14 protein-coding genes are annotated in these 19,819 nt (G+C 70.1%); 5 read left to right on the top strand and 9 right to left on the bottom strand.

Going from position 1 to position 19,819, the window contains the following annotated elements; genetic code table 11:
- Positions 1-1,065 carry a Fe(3+) ABC transporter substrate-binding protein gene (locus GHC57_RS15000; protein WP_246152348.1) on the bottom strand — a complete coding sequence of 355 codons (1,065 nt, stop codon included), beginning with the start codon at positions 1,063-1,065 and terminating at the stop codon, positions 1-3.
- A gap of 371 nt (positions 1,066-1,436) precedes the next feature.
- Between GHC57_RS15000 and GHC57_RS14995 the strand changes: the two genes are divergently transcribed.
- Positions 1,437-2,828 carry an aspartate aminotransferase family protein gene (locus tag GHC57_RS14995; protein WP_153345715.1) on the top strand — a complete coding sequence of 464 codons (1,392 nt, stop codon included), beginning with the start codon at positions 1,437-1,439 and terminating at the stop codon, positions 2,826-2,828.
- 231 nt (positions 2,829-3,059) lie between these two features.
- Positions 3,060-4,274: a 5-aminolevulinate synthase gene (gene hemA, locus GHC57_RS14990; RefSeq protein ID WP_153345698.1), complete on the top strand. Its 1,215-nt coding sequence runs from the start codon at positions 3,060-3,062 to the stop codon at positions 4,272-4,274.
- A gap of 492 nt (positions 4,275-4,766) precedes the next feature.
- On the opposite strand, the gene GHC57_RS14985 is transcribed toward hemA, so the two are convergent.
- Both GHC57_RS14985 and GHC57_RS14980 read right to left on the bottom strand, forming a co-directional pair.
- Positions 4,767-5,879, bottom strand: a complete 1,113-nt coding sequence (locus tag GHC57_RS14985; protein WP_153345696.1) for a TRAP transporter substrate-binding protein — start codon at positions 5,877-5,879, stop codon at positions 4,767-4,769.
- A 93-nt stretch (positions 5,880-5,972) separates the two neighbouring features.
- Positions 5,973-7,799 carry an ABC transporter ATP-binding protein gene (locus GHC57_RS14980; protein ID WP_246152346.1) on the bottom strand — a complete coding sequence of 609 codons (1,827 nt, stop codon included), beginning with the start codon at positions 7,797-7,799 and terminating at the stop codon, positions 5,973-5,975.
- A gap of 510 nt (positions 7,800-8,309) precedes the next feature.
- Between GHC57_RS14980 and GHC57_RS14975 the strand changes: the two genes are divergently transcribed.
- Both GHC57_RS14975 and GHC57_RS14970 read left to right on the top strand, forming a co-directional pair.
- A complete protein-coding gene (locus GHC57_RS14975; protein ID WP_153345694.1) occupies positions 8,310-9,416 on the top strand; it encodes an ABC transporter substrate-binding protein in 1,107 nt (368 codons plus the stop codon).
- Between the two features lie 8 nt (positions 9,417-9,424).
- Positions 9,425-11,122, top strand: a complete 1,698-nt coding sequence (locus tag GHC57_RS14970; protein ID WP_153345692.1) for a sensor domain-containing diguanylate cyclase — start codon at positions 9,425-9,427, stop codon at positions 11,120-11,122.
- A gap of 16 nt (positions 11,123-11,138) precedes the next feature.
- Here the strand turns inward: GHC57_RS14970 and GHC57_RS14965 are convergent, their stop codons facing one another.
- The 6 genes from GHC57_RS14965 to GHC57_RS14940 all read right to left on the bottom strand — a co-directional run bounded on the left by GHC57_RS14965 (position 11,139) and on the right by GHC57_RS14940 (position 18,421).
- Positions 11,139-12,266 carry a DUF1513 domain-containing protein gene (locus GHC57_RS14965; RefSeq protein ID WP_153345689.1) on the bottom strand — a complete coding sequence of 376 codons (1,128 nt, stop codon included), beginning with the start codon at positions 12,264-12,266 and terminating at the stop codon, positions 11,139-11,141.
- A 3-nt stretch (positions 12,267-12,269) separates the two neighbouring features.
- Positions 12,270-13,316: an imelysin family protein gene (locus GHC57_RS14960; RefSeq protein WP_153345687.1), complete on the bottom strand. Its 1,047-nt coding sequence runs from the start codon at positions 13,314-13,316 to the stop codon at positions 12,270-12,272.
- Between the two features lie 14 nt (positions 13,317-13,330).
- The gene (locus GHC57_RS14955) at positions 13,331-14,779 is read right to left on the bottom strand and encodes a di-heme oxidoreductase family protein (protein ID WP_153345685.1); all 1,449 of its coding nucleotides are present in this window, start codon (positions 14,777-14,779) and stop codon (positions 13,331-13,333) included.
- Between the two features lie 14 nt (positions 14,780-14,793).
- Positions 14,794-16,065, bottom strand: a complete 1,272-nt coding sequence (locus GHC57_RS14950) for an imelysin family protein (protein ID WP_153345683.1) — start codon at positions 16,063-16,065, stop codon at positions 14,794-14,796.
- Positions 16,066-16,174: 109 nt separating this feature from the next.
- Positions 16,175-17,587: a sensor histidine kinase gene (locus GHC57_RS14945; RefSeq protein WP_153345682.1), complete on the bottom strand. Its 1,413-nt coding sequence runs from the start codon at positions 17,585-17,587 to the stop codon at positions 16,175-16,177.
- A gap of 6 nt (positions 17,588-17,593) precedes the next feature.
- Positions 17,594-18,421, bottom strand: coding sequence for a substrate-binding domain-containing protein (locus GHC57_RS14940; RefSeq protein ID WP_153345680.1), 828 nt, complete (start codon positions 18,419-18,421; stop codon positions 17,594-17,596).
- 568 nt (positions 18,422-18,989) lie between these two features.
- On the opposite strand from GHC57_RS14940, the gene GHC57_RS14935 reads away from it, so the two are divergent.
- Entirely contained in the window at positions 18,990-19,463 is a 474-nt protein-coding gene (locus tag GHC57_RS14935; protein ID WP_153345678.1) for an Hsp20 family protein, read from the top strand.
- Positions 19,464-19,819 lie beyond the last annotated feature (356 nt).

Here is a 19,819-nt window from a genome sequence, read left to right as displayed (position 1 = left end):
CTAGCTGTTGTAGCCCACGCTGTTGACCATCATCAGCGCCTCGGGGCGGTACTTGGCCACCTCGTCCAGCGACAGCGGATCCATCTTGAAGTCGCCCCAGCTCTGCAGCAGGTCCGACCATTCCACGCCCGGCTTGACCGGGTATTCGTGGTTCAGTTCGGCATAGAGCGCCTGCGCCTCGTCGGAGACCAGGTACTCCATCAGCGTGACCGCATGCTCCCGGTTCGGGGCGGCCGTGGTCATGGCTACGCCGGACAGGTTCATGTGCGTGCCGCTGCCGTCCTGGTCGGGGAAGATGATGGTTGCCGACTCGGCCCAGGCGCGCTGCTCGGGATCCTCCAGCATCTTGCCCATGTAGTAGGTGTTGCCCACCGCCAGATCGCACTGGCCCTCCATGATGGCCTTCACCTGGGCGCGGTCGTTGCCCTGCGGCTTGCGGGCCAGATTGGCCTTCACGCCTTCCAGCCAGTCGCGCGCCCAGTCGTCGCCGTGCCTGGCGATCATCGCGGCCAGCAGGGCCACCTGATAGACGTGGTCGCCCTTGCGGGTGCAGACCTTGCCCTCCCACCGGGGATCGGCGAGATCGGCATAGCTGGTCACGGCGCCCTCGGGCACCCGCTCCTTCGACGCGTAGATCACGCGGCCCCGCAGGGTCAGGCCGTACCACAGGCCGTCCGGATGGCGGTACTGCTCGGGCACGGCCTCGGTCAGGGCCTCGGTCTCGACCGGCTGCACCACGCCCATGTCCACCATGTCCGCCAGGCGTCCGATATCGGCCGTAAACACCAGGTCGGCCGGGCTGTTGTCGCCCTCGGCGCGCAGGCGCTCGGCCAGGCCCTCCTTGGCGAACACCACGTTGACCTCGATCCCGGTCTTTTCGGTGAACGCATCGAACAGAGGCTGGATCAGGAACTGCTGGCGCGTCGAGTAGACGTTGACGGACCCGGCGCCGGCGGCCAGAGCTGACCCGACCGGCAGGGCAACGGCGGCGGCGAGCGCGGCCACCGCGCCGGCCAGCAGCGTCCGGCGGCGCGGCGCGGACCGCGGGGAAACGGACATCGTCATGGTCGAAAGTCCCTTCGCAAGTGGACAGAGGGGGGGAGTGACGGGAGGGCGGCCGGACTCGTCGCAACGGCATCTGGCGATGACCGTTGTAGCCCGTGGCCGGCCGCAGTGTTGACGATCGGCACCCTCGCATAGTTGCGATTGATTATCAATAGCGGAATGTTGACTTAAAATTTCTGTAAGAGTCTGATCGAGCCCGTGACATTGACAGGTCAATGTGTCAATTTCGCTTGACGAATGGACAGGACCACCGTGAGGGTGAGCCCGATCCTGAACGGCCCGTCATATCGACGGCCACCGTGCGGGCGCATGAGGTGTCTGCTCTGTCCGTGGGCGATGCCGCGCGCTCCAGTCCGGAGTACAGTCCCGAGATGACCCAGGTTCCGCGTCCCAACTCGGCCGCCGCGCGCGACGTTCGCAGCCAGTTGCATCCCTACACCAACCCCCTGGCGCTTGAGCAGGACGGCCCGGTCATCGTGACGCGCGGCGACGGCGCGTGGGTCGAGGACGAAGCCGGCGCCCGCTACATCGAGGGGCTGGCCGGCCTGTGGTGCACCGCGCTGGGCTTTTCGGCCGAGGAGCGGCTCGCGCGCGTCGCCTATGACCAGATGCGCATGCTGGCCTTCTACCATCCGTTCGGCCAGAAGGCCCACCTGCCGGGCATCGACCTGGCCGAGGCGCTGCTGGCCATGGCGCCGGTGCCCATGTCGAAGGTGCTGTTCTCCGGCTCCGGGTCGGAGGCCAACGACACCGCGCTGAAGCTGATCCGCTTCTACAACAACGCGCTGGGCCGGCCCGAGAAGAAGAAGGTCATCAGCCGCATCAAGGCCTATCACGGGGTCACCCTGGCCACCGCCAGCCTGACCGGCCTGCCCAACAACCACCGCGACTTCGACCTTCCGATGCCGGGCATCCTGCATACAAGCTGCCCGCATCACTACCGCTTCGCCCTCGAGGGCGAGAGCCCCGAAGCCTTCGCCACCCGCTGCGCGGACGATCTGGAAGCGCTGATCCAGGCCGAGGGGCCGGAGACCATCGCCGCCTTCTTCGCCGAGCCCGTCATGGGCGCGGGCGGCGTGATCGTGCCCCCGCCGACCTATTTCGAGAAGATCCAGGCGGTCCTGAAGCGGCACGACATCCTGTTCGTGGTGGACGAGGTCATCTGCGGCTTCGGCCGCACGGGCAACGTCTGGGGCAGCCAGACCTTCGGCCTTGAACCCGACATGCTGACCTGCGCCAAGCAGCTCTCGTCGGGCTACATGCCGCTGTCCGCCCTGATGATGACGGAAAAGGTCTATCAGGTGATCCGGGACAACGCCGGGCGGATCGGCATCCTGGGCCACGGCTATACCTATGGCGGGCACCCCGTCTCCTGCGCGGTCGCGCGGGAGGTGCTGCGCCTGTACGAGGAACGTGACCTGTTCGCCCACGCCGCTACGGTGGGCCCGGTCATGCAGAAGCGCCTGCGCACGCTGGCCGACCACCCGCTGGTCGGAGAGGTGCGCGGCGTCGGTCTGGTCGCGGGCGTCGAGATCGTGCGCGACAAGGCCAGCCGCCAGCCGTTCGACCCGGCCCAGGGCGTGGGCCTCGCAATCGGACGGAACCTGCACCGTCACGGGGTCATCACCCGTGTCATCGGCGATACGGTGGCGTTCTCGCCACCGCTCATCATCACGGAAGAGGAGATCGACGCCATGGTCTCGCGAGTCGCCCGGGCGTTGGATGATACCCTGGCCTGGTGCAGGGCCGAGGACAAGCTGTAGCACGCGGTCGTCGCGCCGACAGGCCGGATGCGGGGCGGTACCGAGCCCCGCGGGGGATCCGACCCGGGGCGGCGCCCGACCAGACCCAAGGCAACAACGACAAGACGAGCTGACCTGCCGCACCCCCGCCTGCCGATGCCGGGGACCCCGGGGACACACCCGACCGGGTCCATGGGATAGGGTCCCGCCGCATCGAGGATCGGGGATCGTCTGACCGAGAGGACGTGACCGATGGACTATCAGACCTACTTCGGGAACCGCCTGCGTGACCTCCGCGAGGAAGGGCGGTACCGCGTGTTCTGCGACCTGGAGCGTCGCACCGGAAAATTCCCCAAGGCCATCAACCACCGGGATGGCCAGACCCATGACGTCACCATCTGGTGCTCGAACGACTACATGGGCATGGGCATGAACCCGGTCGTGACCAACGCCATCGCGGAGCGGGTCCAGGCGTGCGGCGCCGGTGCCGGCGGCACCCGCAACATCTCCGGCACGACCCATGACCATGTGCTGCTGGAGGACGAACTGGCCTCGTGGCACAACAAGGAATCGGCCCTCATCTTCACCAGCGGCTATGTGGCCAACCTGACCACGCTGATGACCCTGGGCCAGCAGATCCCCGATCTGGTGATCTTCTCCGACGCGCTGAATCACAACAGCATGATCGAGGGCGTGCGCCACTCCCGGGCGCCGAAGAAGATCTTCAAGCACAACGACCCCGAGGATCTGGATCGCCTGCTGTCCGAATACCCGAAGGAAACGCCCAAGCTGGTGGCCTTCGAGTCGGTCTACTCCATGGACGGCGACATCGCCCCCATCGCCGAGATTTGCGATGTGGCCGAGAAGCACGGCGCGCTGACCTTCCTCGACGAGGTCCACGCCGTCGGCATGTACGGCGAGCAGGGCTCGGGTGTGGCCGAGCGTGACGGCGTCGCCGACCGCATCGACATCATCCAGGCCACCATGGGCAAGGCGATCGGCTGCATCGGCGGCTACATCGCCGCCTCGCGCGATCTGGTGGACTTCGTGCGCAGCTTCGGCGCGGGCTTCATCTTCACCACCTCGCTGCCGCCGGGCATCGCCGCCGGCGCGCTGGCCAGCATCCAGCACCTGCGGGCCCACAACGAGCTGCGCATCCGCCATCAGGAGCGCGCCGCGACCCTGAAGCGCCGCCTGCGCGAGCTGAACCTGCCGGTGATGGACTCGGTCAGTCACATCGTGCCCCTGCTGGTGGGCGATGCGACCCGCTGCAAGCAGGCGTCCGACCTGCTGCTGACCAAGCACAACATCTATGTGCAGCCCATCAACTACCCGACCGTGCCGCGCGGCACCGAGCGCCTGCGCATCACCCCGACGCCGCTGCACGACGACGCGCTGATGGACCATCTGGTGAGCGCCCTGCTCGACGTCTGGCGCACGCTGGAGATCGACCAGCAGGCGGCGTAAAGGCCGGCGGCACAAGGCTTTGACCGTCAGGACGGGCGCGACGCAAAGACCAAGGCGTCATCCTGAGGGAGCGGAGCGACCGAAGGATCTCGGGCCGGGGTGGGGATCCGCCTCGGCCCGGAGTCATACCAACGGCATCTGACGATGACCGTTGAAGTCCGTGGCCGGCCCTCTCCCCCACCCGGCCACCCACGAGAGTATCCTTGGGGTGGCCGGGTGGGGGAGAGGGCCGGTGCCGCTCGGCGGGTGAGTCAAACTCGCCCGCCGCTGGTATCATTTGGCCTCCCGAGATCCTTCGCCGCCTGCAGCGGCTCAGGATGACGAAAAAACGGGGCGGCGAGCATCGCCCTGTGACGTTGCCCCCTCCGACAGTCAAACCACTTCACCAATCCCGCCGGGACGACCTTGTACCTGAAAACACCCCCCGCGCCATACGGCCGGGGGGTGTTGTTCTTGGTGGAGATGTCGCGAGGCGGGGCGAAGCCCTTTCCCCTATCCCGCCATCACCTGACGACGCATCTGCAGGGTCTTCAGGTCGAAGTGCCGCTGGTAGTCCTCGGCCATGGCGTTGAACGCGGTAAAGGACTCATGGACCTTGGCGGCCATCTCGTCCTTGGCGGCGATCTCCGCCACCACCTCGCGGGTGGCCTCGCCCATGGCGGCGATCACCGCGTCCGGGAAGGTGCGCAGTTCGATATCCGGGAAGGCCGTCTGCATCTCCGAGAACACCTTGATGTTGTTGTAGGTGAAATCGGCGAGCGTGGTCTCGGCGGTGGCGCGGGCGGCATAGCGCACGATGGCCTTCAGGTCATCCGGCAGGGCGGCGAACCGCTCCTTGTTGACGATCACCTCCAGGCCCGGGCCGGGCTCGTGGAAGGCCGGCACATAGTAGTACTTGGCGGCCTTTTGCAGGCCGAACGCGATGTCCAGCCAGGGGCCGACCCACTCGGCCGCGTCCACCGCGCCGGACATGAGGGCCGGCTGGATGTCCCCCGGCGGCGTCAGCACCACGGCGGCACCCAGGCGACGCATCACTTCGCCGCCCGAGCCGGCGATCCGCATCTTGAGGCCCTTGATGTCGTCGAGGGTGTTGATTTCCTTGTTGAACCACCCGCCCGACTGGACCCCGGAATTGCCCACGTAGAACGGCACCACGTTGAACGGCGCGTAGACCTCCTCCCACAGGGCCTGACCGCCGCCGAAGGCGATCCAGGCGCTCATTTCCCAGGCCATCAGGCCGAACGGGATGGTGGTGAAGTAGTTCAGCGCGGGGGCCTTGCCGACCCAGTAATACGGCGTGGAGTGCGCAAGCTGCGCCGTGTCGGCCTGCACCGCGTCCAGGCACTCGAACGGCGGCACCAGTTCCCCGGCCGCGAACAGACGAATGGTCAGGCGCCCGCCGGACATCTCGGTGACGGCATCGGCGAAGCGTTGGGCGTTGACGCCCACCCCGGGGGCGTTCTTCGGCCAGGTGGTGACCATCTTCCATTCCATGGCCTCCCCGGAGGCCCCCTGCGCCCGCGCCACGGCGGGCGCGGCCAGGCTGGAGACCCCGGTAGCGGCACCGGCCGCGGCCGCGCCGGAGAGGAACTCGCGCCGTTTCATTCCAGTCTTCCCCCTTCGTTTCAGTTCGGATTTCCGTTCATCCGTCGGCCCGGGCGCCGGCCTGAACCGCGCCCCCGCAGGCCCCGCGCCCGGTCACGCGCCGGGGGCATGGCCCTGATCGCGGTAGAGATTGGCATAGGCGCCGCCCCGTGTCAGCAGATCCGCATGACGGCCCTGTTCGACGATCCGGCCGGCCTCCATCACGCAGATGCGGTCGGCCTCGACGATGGTGGACAGGCGGTGCGCCACCACCAGCACGGTCCGCCCCCGCGACAGCCGCGCCAGGGCGGCCTGCACCCGCGCCTCGGCCTCGGTGTCGAGCGCCGACGTGGGCTCGTCCAGCAGCAGGATCGGCGCGTCCTTCAGCAGGGCCCGGGCAATGGCGATGCGCTGGCGCTCGCCCCCCGACAGCCGACCGCCCAGCGCGCCGAGCGGCGTATCGAGTCCCTGCGGCAGCCGGGCCACGATGTCCCAGGCGTCGGCGTCCCGCACCGCCTGCTCGATCTCGGCGGCGCTGGCCCCCGGCCGGGCATAGGCGATGTTGGCCCCAATGGTGTCGTCGAACAGAAAGGTCTCCTGCGTCACCATGGCGATGCGCGCCCGCAGCGAGGCCAGGGTGACATCGCGTACGTCGTGGCCATCGACGCGGACCGTGCCGGCGTCCACATCCAGGAACCGGGGGATCAGGTTGAGCAGCGTGGACTTGCCGGCCCCCGAGCCGCCGACCAGCGCCACCGTCTCGCCGGGATCCACGGTCAGGTCGATGTCCGCCAGCACGGGCGCCGCCGGATCATAGGCGAACCGCGCCCCCTCCAGGCGGATGCGGCCCGGCCCCTCGGGCAGCGGCCGCGCGTCCGGGCGCTCCGTCAGGTCGGGCGGCATGTCGAGCATCTCGAACAGGCGTTCGACGGCGGCCAGGCCCTCCTGCATGATGGTGTAGAGGTTGGCCAGCCGCTTGGCCGGCTGATAGGCCATCAGCAGCGCGGCCAGCATGGACGTCAGCGAACCGGGGTCGTTGCCCCCGCTCAGGATGCGCTGGCCGCCGGCGTACAGCGCCAGCCCCAGCGCCACGCCCGTGGCCAGTTCCATGATCGGCGTGATGAGGGTCCGGGCGCGCTCGCCGGAGACCTGACGGCGGAAGATGCGGCGGATCAGGTCTTCGACCCGGGCCGCCATGAGGTCGCGGCGGCCGTCGATCCACACCACGCGGATGCCGCGCAGGGTCTGCGACATGAGGGCGTGCAGGCGACTCGTCTCCTCCTGGGTGTCCCGCGCCCGCCGCCGCACCTTCCGGCCCAGACGACGCACCGGCACGATGGTCAGGGGGGCGGCCACCATGGCCAGCAGGGCCAGCAGCCAGTCCTGCCACAGCACCAGCGCGATCAGGGCCAACAGCGTCACCAGATCGCGGCCCAGTCCGGTCATCGTGTTCGAGGTGGCGTGCCGCATCCGGTTGATGTCGAAGGTGAAGCGGGTCACCAGATCGCCCGTGTTGCGCCCCTGGAAGAAGCGCAGCTCCATGCCGGAGACCTTGGCGTGCAGCCGGTCCCGGGCGGTGGCCAGGATGCGGAATCCCACTTCGGTGACGTAGAGCGACTGGCCGTAGTTCCCCACGGCCCGGGCCAGAAACGCCACCAGGATGCCGCCGCCGACCCACCACAGCGCGTCCCGGTCCTTGCCCAGGAAGACCTGATTGATCGCCGGTTCCAGCAGCCAGGCCGTCGCCACGGTGGCCGCCGCCATCAGCAGCATGAAGGCCACGCCCAGCGCCATGGCGCGCCGGTGCGGCCACAGGAACTCCCGGACCATGCGCCAGGCCAGGGACGCCGTCGCGGTGCGCGACCGGGCGGCCCGGGCGGAAGTGGCGTCGGGGGCGACGTCCGGGGGGGGCGCCGTCGGCGCGGGGGACTGGGCTGTCATCGCTGGGCACGCAGAACGGGGGAACGGGACGGATGGGGCCGCCGATCATAGCGGCGGACCGGGGGAGACGCCACGGCCCTGCCGCGGGGTCCAGGGCTCCGAACTCGGATGACCGTTCTGTGACACGGATGGGGACGAACCCACCTCTCGAGGTCCTTCGGTCGCCCCCGGCGACGCATCGCGTCGCCGCAAAGAAGCGCGACCATCGGAACGATGGTCGCGGGGGCTCCCTCAAGATGACACACTTTTAATAGAGGGTGTCATCCTGAGCGCCCTAAGGGCGCGAAGGATCTCGTGATGGGGCACGAACCATGACACCCCTGTCATCTGGATTCGGAGCCCTGACTCTCGCACAGCCGGGATTGACCCGCGTCCGGGCGGGGAGATTGAATATTTGTTCATCGTGGCGTGCGACGCTGCGGCGTTCCCCATGCGGGACCCGTTCATGCCGGCCGACACATGAACGGGTGTGAGGTGTCGTCCGGCCAGGATTGAGGGGAGACCAGGACCATGACCCGTGGCCGTTGGCCCGTGCGACATCCGATCGGCTCCGCCTTGCTGGGTCTGGGCCTCTTTCTGCTGGCCGGATGCGAAGACCCCCCGGGTCTGGTGATCGGCGCCGTCCTGCCGATGACCGGCCCCGCCGGGAGCGTGGGGGAGGACATCCGTGACGGTCTGGCCCTTGCCATCGAGGACATCAACGCGCGCGGCGGCGCGGCCGGCGGGCCGGTGGTTCTGGTCCTGCACGATGCCGCGGGCAGCGCACAGGCCACACTCGCGGCCTATGACGCGGTGCGGGCAGCCGACCCGCCCCCGGACGTGTTGGTGGCCGGCACCAGCGGCGTCTCGATGGCGCTGCGGGACCGGGCCGAGGCGGACGGCCAGCTTCTGTTCGGTCTGGTGGCCTCTGCGCCGGACCTGACTGCGGGCACCCGCTCGGTCTATCGCTACTTTCCCACGGCCGAGCAGGAACTGCCGATCCTGGCCGATGTCCTGCCGGACAGCGTGAAGACCCTCACCGTGTTCCATCAGGACGACCCCTACGGCACGGCGGTCTTCGACCAGATCGAGACCCGACTGGGGCCCCGGGGCATGGCCATCACGGGCCTCAGCTTCTCGCTGGGCCGGACCGACTTCGACGCCCTCGTGGCGAACACCCCGGAGCCGGAAGCCGTGGCGGTGGTGGGCTTCGCGGGACCGATCCTGGGTGTCCTGGGCGCATTGCGCGCGCAGGGCTTCGACGGGCCGGTGGTCTCGACGACCACGGCCACCCTGCCCGAGGTGGTCCGGGATCCCGTCGCGGACGGGGTCCGGGTGGTCGCCCCGGCCATCTACAACAGGAACTATGCCTTCGCCGACGACGTCCGCACCCGGTTCGAGACCCGGCACGACCGCCCCTTCAATCAGTACGTGGCCAACGGCTACGACTTCGCCATGATGGTCGCCGGCCTGATGGAAGGCGGCCCCACGGGACAGACCGACCTGCGGGCCCAGCTTCAGGATGGGTTTCTGTATTCCGGCCTGTTCGGAAACGTGTCCCTTGAGGCCGGCCAGCAGGACATCGCCTTTCCTCTGTTTCCCGCGCGCATCAGCGACGGCCGTCTGATCTACCGATAGCCTCCCCGATGACCAACCCGCTCAACAGGCTCAGCATCCGCACCCGGATCGGTCTCCTGACCGGCCTTGCCCTGTGCGTCTTCGCGGTGGCCGGCATCTACGGGATCCGGGCCAGCGTCGCGACCCTGGAGCGGGTTCACGGCGAGCAGGTGGTCGAGACGGGCGGCGTGATCCTGGCCCAGATGGGCACGATCGTCTCGACGCGCATGGATCAGATCGCCCGGGCCGGCGAGATCGAAGCGGTACGCCGCGCGCTCGCCGTGGCCAACACGCAACCGGACCCCGGGGGTACGGGGGACCGGACCAGCCTGTTCGCCGAGGCCTCCGCCGGCCTGTGGGACAGCTTTATCCGGGTCGAACGGCGGCTGTTCGGACGGGCCGTGTTCGATGTCATCCGCATCACGGACGCCCAGGGCTACGTCGTGGCCGACACGACCCCCTTCACCAAGCCCCAGGCGGCCGCTTTCGGGCCGCTCACGCCGGTTCCCGCCTGGTGGCGCGAGGCCGCCGAGACGGGGCGGGCCGTCATCGGGGTCCGAGACGGACCGGAGGACTCCCGGGCGGGCCTGCCCGGTCTGGAGGTCGCCGTCCGACTGGATGCGCCGGACGGACGCCTGATCGGAATTGCGCACGCCACCCTCTCCGCGGCGTGGATCGCCCGGGAGGCGGCGACCGCAACCCAGCTACGCCAGCCGTCCGACATCCTGCTGACGACCGCCGACGGACGCGTCATCTTTTCGCGGCTCCCCTTCCGGTTCCTGGCCAGTGTCGCCGACCGTCCCGTCTTCCAGGCCGCCGACGCGCCGCAGGGGATCGTTGTGCAGTCCTCCGGCAACGACGCCCGTCTGATCGCCCATGCCACCAACCCGAACGCGCCGGTGATCGGCGATCTGGGGTGGCGGCTGTTCATCAGCGCCGACCGCGAGGCCGTGCTGGCGGAGTCCCATCAGATTCAAGTGACCATGCTGGTCGTGTTCTCCGCCGTGCTGGTGGGCGCCACGCTGCTGACGGTCCTGCTGGTCCTGTCGCTGGTTCAGCCCCTGACGGGTCTTCAGCGCGCGGCGCGAACCATGGCGGACGGCGACCTGTCGGCGCGGGTCTGGCCGCGCGGCCGGGACGAACTGGCCGACCTGGGCCATGCCTTCAACACCATGGCCGACCGGATCGAGGAAGGGGATGCCGAACTGCGCGCGCTGGCCGTCACCGACCCGCTGACGGGCGTGCTGAACCGCCGGGGGTTTCTCAAGCTGTCCGAGGCGGAGTGGGACCGCAACCGCCGTCACGGCCATTCGATCGCGGTGCTCGTCATGGACATCGACCACTTCAAGGTCATCAACGACACCCACGGCCACGATGTCGGCGACGTGGTGCTGGCGGAGGTGGCGGCCCGCCTGATCGACGGCGTGCGGACCTCGGATGTGATCGGCCGGCTGGGCGGCGAGGAGTTCGCCATCGTCCTGCCCGAAACGCCCCTGGACGCGGCAACGACGCTGGCCGAGCGCCTGCGCGCCGACATCGCCGCCACCCCCTGCGCCACGGCGCGGGCCGCCGTTTCCGTGACGGCCAGCATCGGCGTTGCGCACAGCGATGGCAGCCGAGAGTCCTCCGGGTTTGCCGGACTGCTCAAACGCGCCGACGACGCCCTCTACACGGCCAAGCACACCGGCCGCAACCGGGTGCAGCAGGCCGCGCCGACGGCGGCGTAACCGCCGGGCAAGGGGGTCATGCCTTCATCCGGGTCAGGTGGTTGTCCCAGCGCCGCGCGGTCGCGGCCTCGCCCGGCAGGGGCGCGGTGCCGTCCCGGCCATGCCGCCAGACCCCACCCGCTCCGCTGGTCAGGATGAAGCCGCCGGGCGTGCCGTCCGGCGCCACGCCGCAGCCATCGGGGACCTCGACCGCACCCGCGAACGCCTCGGCGTCCAGGTCCCAGAGCGTGATCAGCCCGCCGCGCGGGGCCGAGGCCGCCGCCATGCGACCCGCGACGTCCACGCACACGCTGCCGCAGTAGTTCCGCATCCGGGCCTGGACCTCTGGCGGGGCCGAGAGCGGCACAAGCGCCCCGCCCGGCCGCCACACCGCCACCAGGGGCGGCCGCTCCGAGGGCCCGCCCTGCCACTGGCTGACCGCCACGACGCGGCCGTCCGGGGTGGCGGCGATGTGCCGGATGCTGTTCAGGCGCCAGCGCGCGGGCAGCCGGGCCTGATCCAGAAGACGGCCGTCGGCCGGGTCCATCAGCGCCAGGGACGCATCCATGGAGCCCAGATTGAGCACCGCCCGGCCGGTGTCCGGGTGGGTCCGCAGGCCGCCGTTGGCGATGGCGAGGCCGGCTCCGTCCGGCATCAGACGCACCTCATGGGGTCCGATCCCGCCCGTCGGCCACGTGGCCATCCGGCGATAGCCTTCCGTGGCGTCGTAGACGGCCATCACGCCCGGCTCTTCAGCGTCGTAGGCGTTCTCCGTCACGTACAGGCGCGCCCCGTCCACGCGATAGGCCGCGTGGCCGTAGACGTGGTGCCCGGGCGGCGGCCTCAGGGTCCGGCGGATCGCGCCCGTGCGGCGGTCGGCGATGACCACGAACCGATCCGGTCGGCGCGCGGTAATGGCGATTTCGCGCCCGTCCGGCCGCAGGGCGCAGCCGTGGGCCCGTCCCGGCAGCGGCACATCCAGCACCAGACACCCGTCGGCATCCACGCCGCTGTAGCGCCAGACGCCATCCGGGGTCAGCGCGCCGCCCAGATACACCCCCCGGTCCGGCGCGGCGGCGTGCGCGGCCCGCAGCCGCGCCCCGCCCAGGGCGTGCCCGGCGGCCCCGGCGGCCAAAAGAGCGCGGCGACTGACGATGGCGGTCATGGCTCAGTCTCCGTCCAGCGAATTGAACCCCACGCTCAGGTCCAGGGCCGGGGCCACGCGCTCGACCAGAAGCTGGTTGAGCGCCTGAAGCTGGGTGGCGAGGCGCTCAACCGCCGCCCGTCCGTCCGGATCACCCACGGCCGCCGAGAGCGGCGCGGTCAGGCCGCTCGCCGTGTCCCGCGTCTGGGCGAAGGCCCGCGTCATCAGCCCGGCCAGTTCGGGATCCACGGTCTCCAGCGGCGGCCGGAACAGCACCGAGAACGCCTCCGCCATGCCGTCCAGGCTGGCCGCGACGACCACGGGAGTGCGGTCCGACCCAGCCGCGTCGTCCGTCGCCGCGGCCTCGTCCTCCAGCACCGGCAGCAGGCGCCGGTCCCGCATCGCCCGCAGTTGCGAGGACATCCCCGTCAGCACGATGCCCGCCAGTTGGCCGGCATCGCGCACCATGGCCGCCTCGGCGGGATCACGGAACGCCGCCGGCCACGCGCCGTCGTCCACCCGCCACGCCGCGTCCAGATCGGCCGCGATGGTCGCCACATTCCCGGCCACGCCGACCAGCAGACGGCAACGATAGCCCGCGCCGTCCAGGGCCTCGGCCTGACGGCCATGGGTCAGCCGGTCGAGCGCCGGCAGCCCCTGCACGGCCACGCTGGCGAAGGTGAAGCCGTTCGGCGCCAGCAGATCCTCAGGTTCTTCGGCCAGCACCTCGGCCAAATCGCGCGCCACCACCCCGCGCGGGTCCGGCCAGAAGGCGAGACGGAAGCGGCGGTTGTACTGTTCGATCGGGCCATAGGCGACGTGCTCCAGCGCCCCCCAGGCGGCCCATGTCGCGGACAGGTGCTCCCGCAGCGTGGCGAGGGCCTGGGGCGACGGTGCCGCGCAGGCGTCGGCGGCCGCCGTTTCCAGCGCGGCGGCGGCCTCCCTCAGGGCCGCGTGGCGCGGCTGGAGGTGATCGGCCAAAGCCGCTCCGGTGGACGGCGCCCGGTCGTCGGCGAAGGCCGGCCCAGCCAGGACAAACGCGCAAAGGCAGACGGCGGAAACGAAACGCATGGCGGGCCTATTCCTCACAGCGAGTTCAGGAAGCGCAGCAGATCGGCCCGATCCTCGGCCGGCAGGGCACGGAAGCCCTCGCGCGCCGGCTCGGCCTCGCCGCCATGCCACAGGATGGCCTCGGTGAGGGTGCGCGCCCGCCCGTCATGCAGGAAGAACGCATGGCCGCCGCCGACCGTGGCCGTCAGGCCCAGGCCCCACAGGGGCGCCGTGCGCCATTCCTGCCCGGAGGCCTCGCCCTCCGGCCGGCCATCGGCCAGCCCCGGCCCCATGTCGTGCAGCAGAAGGTCCGTGTAGGGCCAGATGGTCTGCCCCGCCAGTTCGGGATCCGCCGCGTCCGCCGCCGTGGTGTGCGTCGGCGTGTGGCACCCGCTGCACCCCAGATCCCGGAACACGGCCTTGCCCGCCAGCACCGGCGGATCGTCCGCATCCGGTCGGGCCGGCAGCGCGAGGTGTCGGCTGTAGAACAGCACCAGATCGGTGACATCCTGGTGGGCCTCCAGGTTCGCGTACTGCGGATCGTCGCCGTGCGGCGCGGCGCGGCAGTCGGCCTGCGCCTCGGAACAGTCGCCCCAGGGGTCCGGGTTGAACGGGGTCGAAATGCCGATATCGCCGGCGAAGGCCCCCTGCCCCTGCGCATCCACGCTGGGGTTGCCGGCCTTCCAGCCGAAGCGGCCGAGCGCGATCTCGCCCGTGGCCGGGTCGCGCACCCACTGCGGCCGGCCGGAGATGCCGTCGCCGTCCCGGTCGTGGGGGTCGGCGCCCACCAGAATGGCCTCGGCGGGAATCGCCTCCAGCAGGCCGACGCCCACCATCGGCGGCGCGATGCGCGGCGACAGCATGACGTCCGGATGCGGCGGGCCATAGCCCCAGTCCGCCACGTCATAGGTCGGGCGGCGCAGCGACACCGTCTCGCCGTCCGCCAGGGTCACGGTCTCCTCGGCGTAGCGCACCACCATGCGGCCCTCGGGCATATGACCCTGGATCGCCCGGTCCTGAAGCTGGGTGCCGTAGACCGGATCGGGGATCACGGTCCGCTGGCGGTCGGCCAGGGTGCGCCACTCCTCGGCGTTCCGGGGCGGAATGGACAGCCGCAGGAACATGCCGGCGCCCCGGTCGTCGCCGGCCTCCAACAACGGCGGATGGCCGCGCCCGTCCTTCAGGTGGCAGCTCTGGCAGGCGGCCTCGTTGAACAGCGGGCCGAGGCCGTCGGCCGCCTTGGTCGAGGACGGCGCCGACACCCACAGCCGCCGGAAGAAGCCGTTGCCCACCTTGAAGTCCATCTCGCGATCGAACGCCATGTTGGCCGAACTGTGCGAGAAGGCGTTGCGGTCGCGCGCCTTGTCGTGGGTGGTCTCGCCGCCCGGACGGTCCTCACCGGGCTCGAAGCCGTCGGGCGCGGCGGCGGCGGGGGCCGAGAGGGCGAGGACCGCCGCCATGGCGACGGCCCCCGCTCCGGTCATGCCGGTTCGGGCTCTCACTGGAACACCTTTTCGGGCGCGTCGAGACTATCCGAACCCTCGAAGCCCACGCCATCCAGGCCGAGGCTGGAGACAACGGTCTCGATGGCGCGGGTCTGCGCGGTCAGGGCGTCGATGGCGGCCTGGACCCGGGCATTGCCGGCGGCGTTGCCGGCCCCGATCATCTGGTCATAGGCCTCGCCCGTCTGGGCGCTTTCCACCAGCGTGGCCATCTGGTCCAGGGTCTCGGCCAGACGCAGGGTCAGCGCGGCGTGGGCGTCGGCATCCGTGGCCTGCACCAGATCGGCCAGCGCCGGCCCCGTCACCACGGTGCCGTCGATGCGGTGATAGCGGCCGGCGTAGACGTTCTCGATGCCCTTGGCGTTGAAGAAGTGGGAATAGTGCGTGTTGTCACTGAAGCAGTCGTGCTCTTCCTCGGGGTCGTGCAGCATCAGGCCCAGCTTCATGCGCTCGCCCGCCAGTTCGCCGTAGGACAGGCTGCCCATGCCCGTGAGCATGGCCTTCAGACCGCGCTGGGGATCATCCAGCACGAAGGCGCGGGCCTCGCCGCCGGGCGCCCAGGCGTCCACCATCTCGGTCAGATCCTCGATCAGCAGATCCGACGCCGTGGTCAGATAGGCCACGCGCCGGTCGCAGTGCCCGCTCGTGCAGTTGGCCGGGTCGAAGTCGGTGGCGGGACGGGTGCCGGCCCCCGGGCCGGTGCCGTTCAGGTCCTGGCCCCACAGCAGGAACTCGATGGCGTGATAGCCCGTGGCCACATTGGCCTCGATGCCGCCGGCCTCGTGCAGGGTCTCCATCAGCAACGCCGTGTCGATGGTGCCGGCGTCCACGGTCTCGCCGCCCAGGGTCAGCGACGGGTTGGCGATGACGTTGGCGGTCGCGGCCGCATTGTCGCCGCCGCCGGTGCCCCCGGTGCCGTCCGACACATAGTCGATCAGCCCTTCGTCCAGCGGCCAGGCGTTCACCCGTCCTTCCCAGGCATCCACGATCGGGTTGCCGAAGCGGAACACCTCGGTCTGCTGATAGGGGACGCGGGCCGCGACCCAGGCCGCGCGGGCGGCGGCCAAAGTCTCGTCCGACGGATCGGCCACCAGGGCGTCGATGGCGCCGTCCAGCGTGCGCGCCGCCGCCAGCGAGTCGGCATACCCGGCGTGCGCGATGTCGGCATAGGTGGTCAGGACGGGCCGCGCGTCGGGCATGGCCAGGGCGGGCGCGGCGCCGGCAACAACGAGGGAGGCCGCGGCGGCGGCCAGCAGGGTGGGTTTCATGCCTGGGTCCTTCTTCGGCGAAACGGAACAGCCCAGGCAGGTATCGCAATTGCGAGGCATTTGCAATTAGAAAAAAGCCAGGGCGAGGCAGGCCCACCCGCCCCTCCGCTCAGGCGGACGCCGCCGACGGCCCGCGCCCGCGCGGCCCCTCCACCGGCAGGACGACGGTGACCCGGGTCCCCTTGCCCGGGCGGCTGTCCACGGTCAGCGTGCCACCGTGCAGCTCCACCAGGGTCTTGGAGACCGGCAGTCCCAGGCCGGTGCCAACATGCGTCCGGGTCAGCGGCGTGTCCGCCTGCCGGTAGGGCTCCATCGCGGCTGCCAGATCCGTTGCCGTCATCCCGCACCCGGTGTCCGAGACCACGATTCGGACCCGGTCGTCGCCAAGACGGGTGGCCGCGGCCATCACCTGGCCGCCCCGGGGTGTGAACTTGATCGCGTTCGACAGCAGGTTCAGCAGCACCTGTTTCAGCTTCACCGCATCGGCGCGGATCCGGGGCAGCCCCTCGTCCACGTCCATCGCCAGCCCGACCCCCGCGTCCTTGGCCAATGGCTCCAGCACGGTCAGGGCATCGTGCAGCAGGCCCGGCAGCGAAATCGGCTCGGGGTGCAGTTCCATGCGCCCGGCCTCGACCTTGGACAGGTCCAGGATGTTGTTGATGATCGACAGCAGGTGTTGCCCGCTGTCGTGAATGTCGTGGACATACTCCCGGTACCGGGGCTCCTGGATCTCACCGAACAGCCCGGACCGCATGACATCGGCGAACCCGATGATGGCGTTCAGGGGCGTCCGCAGTTCGTGGCTCATGGTCGCCAGGAACGCGGACTTGCTGCGGTTGGCCACCTCCGCGGCCTGGCGCTGCGCCTCGACCTGACGGGTCGCTTCGGCGATCAGGTGGTATTGGGCATTCAACTCCCGATTGGCGGCGGCGAGACTCGCCGCATGACGGCGCGTGTCTTCGTGCGCCGCCCGGATGACGGCCAACGACTGATCCAGCGACCGCTGGGGCAGCCGCTGCATGACCACCCAGGCCGCCCCGCCGAGCAGAAGGCCGAGGAGCGCCGCGACCCCGCCGGACAGCAGCAGGGGCCGCAGGCTGCCGGCCACCGAGACCGACCCGATGGGCTCGCCCCGCACCACGATCGGGCTTTCGCGCCACATCACCGGCGGCGCCAGATCGGTGGCGGTGTCGAGGAAGCAGGTCCCGCCCCCATCCCTCACCTGCTGGCGCACCGACCGATCGGCGCTGTGCGTCATCGAGATCAGGGACCGCACGTGCTCCACGGCATAGGCCCAGGCGTCCGCCCGGCCATAGGCGTAGCGGGCCACGTGCTCCGCGTTCAACTCGGCCTTGAAGGTCAGGTCCCGGTTCAGGGCCATGTATCCGGCCAGCCCATAGGCCGCCGGCACGGTGATCGCCACCAGCCCCGCGACCACCAGGGAGAGCACTCGCACCAGCCGTCGCATCCGCTCCAGGCGGTCGAAGAAGGCGGACGGGGTCTCCAGCGCGGTGGCAGCCATGGCGCATCACCGAAGGGGAATGGCATCCAGCGAGCGGATGTAGGCGGCGGCCTGTTCGCCCCGGAGAAAGCCGATGAACGCCAGGGCGGTCTCGCTCGCATCGGTCCGGACCACCAGGGCAAAGTCCTTCGTGACCGGATACGTCCCGTCGGCCACGGCCGGGCCCGAGGCGGCCTGACCGTCGATGGTCACGGGGTACAGCGGCCAGCCCTCGGCCCGCATCTGAAGCAGCGTGCCGACCGTCAGGGCGCCCGGCAGATCGGCGGCGAGATCCATGTTCTCCTGGTCGGTCGCGGCCACGGGCACCTCCGGACGCGCGCGGGCCGTCGCCAGAGCCTGTCCGATCACAGGGCGATCATCCGCGATCTCATGAATATCGGTCTCGGTCTCGGGCCGCAGGATCACATGGACCGGCGTGCCGTCCGGCCACGTGGCGTGCGGGTCGGCGATCAGCCCGGCCAGACCGTCGGTCGTGACGGATGCGCCCCCCGGAAGGGAGGTCAGCACGGTGACGGCGGTGCGCGCAAAGGGTTGGACGATCAACGTGGAGCCCGCGCCTTCGTCGTCGCGCACCGGCCGGCTGCTCACGGCCACGTCAATGACCCGGTCCCGGACGGCCCGAATCCCGCCGCCGCTGCCCAGGCTGGGCAACACGGTCACCGTCACGTCGGGATGGTCCTCGGCAAACCGCGCCCCCAACTCGGCGAGCGCCGCCAGGGGGGCCCCCGTGCCGCCCACGCGGATCGTGGTCTCCGCCGACGCAGACCATCCGAACCCGCCAAGGCACAGGGTCGCGAGCACGCCACGCCTGACACACGTTTTGAGGCTGACCATGACCGGCCTCACGTTTTACAAGCACGAACCGCCCCACTGGCCCTTTTACGTAGTATAGCACAAATCGGTGGCGAGGGCTCCGCAAAGATCGTTACGCGTGCGATACCGAACAAGACCGGCGTCAACGGCGCGTGGAATTTGGGCGCTTGAGATCGCGCCCGGGCCTGCCTGCACGCGCATTTGACATTAATTTCCAAGTGCCTTGGAAAGGCCGCGCCATATCCTCGTGCTCATGCCCGCGTGTCATGCATGTCTGGCGCGCGGCGGCGGCACGGTCATCCCACGAGACCGGCCGCCCCTGCCCCCGGTTCCCACGCCGTGGCCCGGGCCGGCATCGGAGTCGCCTGAGCCCGGTCCCGAGGCCCGCCTTGACCTGCGTTTTTTCCTCTTGACCCGCCCCCGGCCGCTCCCCAAATCGACCGCGTTCGGTTGCCCGACCGGGGACCGGACACCCCGGGCCCCCCGCGCGGCCAAGCCGGCGGACACGGTCCCGGACAGACCGGGCGCGATCATGAGGATGCGTCCGCAAGTGTGTCATTCGACGTCGCTTCTGAAGGAGGACTCGATCATGCGGACCTTTGACCTGACCCCCCTGCATCGTTTCGCCATCGGCTTCGACAACGTCAGCCGTCTGCTGGACACCGCCAGCCGCCTGGACGAGCAGACCACCGCCTATCCGCCGTACAACATCGAGAAGGTGTCGGACGACGATTACCGGATCACCATGGCCGTGGCCGGGTTCGCGCCGGAACACCTGGATGTGACCGTGCACGACAGCACGCTCATCATCTCCGGCCGCCAGGAGCGCGCCGGCGAAGAGGGCGAGCGCTTCCTGCACCGGGGCATCGCCACCCGGGCGTTCGAGCGCAAGTTCGAACTGGCCGACCACATCAAGGTCCGGGGCGCCTCGATCGAGAACGGTCTGCTGCACGTGAACCTGGAACGCCAGGTGCCCGAGGAGAAGAAGCCGCGCCGCATCGAGATCGCCTCCGGCACCGGCCCGACCGCCCTGGAGCACAAGGACGAGGCGGCCGCCGCGTAACCGGCGGCCTTCGATCCGGAGCGGGCTTCCGAACGCATCGGGAGCCCCTGGCCCCGCGCCCGGCCTCCCCCCGCCGGGCGCGGGGTTTCCGTTTTGCGGTGACGGCCGTCCCTTCGGGCGCCAGGGCGACGGGCTCAGGTTAACGGGATCGCTCTTCCAGGTCTTTGCAGGGAGTCGGAGACCAGCGCTCGAGGTCCTTCAGCCGCTTCGCGGCTTCAGGATTGTCTGTTTGATTTGTGGCATTGTGGAGATGCCGGGTTGCGGGGCCCCGGGTGGCCACCCGGGGCCCCGCACCGGATCGTGTGATCGTCTCAGGATGGGGTCTTTGCCCGTTGTCATCGTGATCCGCGATCCGG

The organism is Roseospira navarrensis (genome assembly GCF_009601025.1).
Taxonomy (GTDB): domain Bacteria; phylum Pseudomonadota; class Alphaproteobacteria; order Rhodospirillales; family Rhodospirillaceae; genus Rhodospira; species Rhodospira navarrensis.
Note: the sequence above shows the minus strand (reverse complement) of the source record. Positions and strands in the feature narration are given on the sequence as shown.

What these genes read in the sequence shown, in the direction of transcription:
- GHC57_RS14995 (WP_153345715.1), top strand. Translation starts at nt 1,437, where the DNA reads ATGACCCAGGTTCCGCGTCCCAACTCGGCCGCCGCGCGCGACGTTCGC.
- GHC57_RS14955 (WP_153345685.1), bottom strand. Translation starts at nt 14,779, where the DNA reads ATGACCGGAGCGGGGGCCGTCGCCATGGCGGCGGTCCTCGCCCTCTCG.
- hemA (WP_153345698.1), top strand. Translation starts at nt 3,060, where the DNA reads ATGGACTATCAGACCTACTTCGGGAACCGCCTGCGTGACCTCCGCGAG.
- GHC57_RS14960 (WP_153345687.1), bottom strand. Translation starts at nt 13,316, where the DNA reads ATGCGTTTCGTTTCCGCCGTCTGCCTTTGCGCGTTTGTCCTGGCTGGG.
- GHC57_RS15000 (WP_246152348.1), bottom strand. Translation starts at nt 1,065, where the DNA reads ATGACGATGTCCGTTTCCCCGCGGTCCGCGCCGCGCCGCCGGACGCTG.
- GHC57_RS14975 (WP_153345694.1), top strand. Translation starts at nt 8,310, where the DNA reads ATGACCCGTGGCCGTTGGCCCGTGCGACATCCGATCGGCTCCGCCTTG.
- GHC57_RS14945 (WP_153345682.1), bottom strand. Translation starts at nt 17,587, where the DNA reads ATGGCTGCCACCGCGCTGGAGACCCCGTCCGCCTTCTTCGACCGCCTG.
- GHC57_RS14980 (WP_246152346.1), bottom strand. Translation starts at nt 7,799, where the DNA reads ATGACAGCCCAGTCCCCCGCGCCGACGGCGCCCCCCCCGGACGTCGCC.
- GHC57_RS14940 (WP_153345680.1), bottom strand. Translation starts at nt 18,421, where the DNA reads ATGGTCAGCCTCAAAACGTGTGTCAGGCGTGGCGTGCTCGCGACCCTG.
- GHC57_RS14965 (WP_153345689.1), bottom strand. Translation starts at nt 12,266, where the DNA reads ATGACCGCCATCGTCAGTCGCCGCGCTCTTTTGGCCGCCGGGGCCGCC.
- GHC57_RS14950 (WP_153345683.1), bottom strand. Translation starts at nt 16,065, where the DNA reads ATGAAACCCACCCTGCTGGCCGCCGCCGCGGCCTCCCTCGTTGTTGCC.
- GHC57_RS14970 (WP_153345692.1), top strand. Translation starts at nt 9,425, where the DNA reads ATGACCAACCCGCTCAACAGGCTCAGCATCCGCACCCGGATCGGTCTC.
- GHC57_RS14935 (WP_153345678.1), top strand. Translation starts at nt 18,990, where the DNA reads ATGCGGACCTTTGACCTGACCCCCCTGCATCGTTTCGCCATCGGCTTC.
- GHC57_RS14985 (WP_153345696.1), bottom strand. Translation starts at nt 5,879, where the DNA reads ATGAAACGGCGCGAGTTCCTCTCCGGCGCGGCCGCGGCCGGTGCCGCT.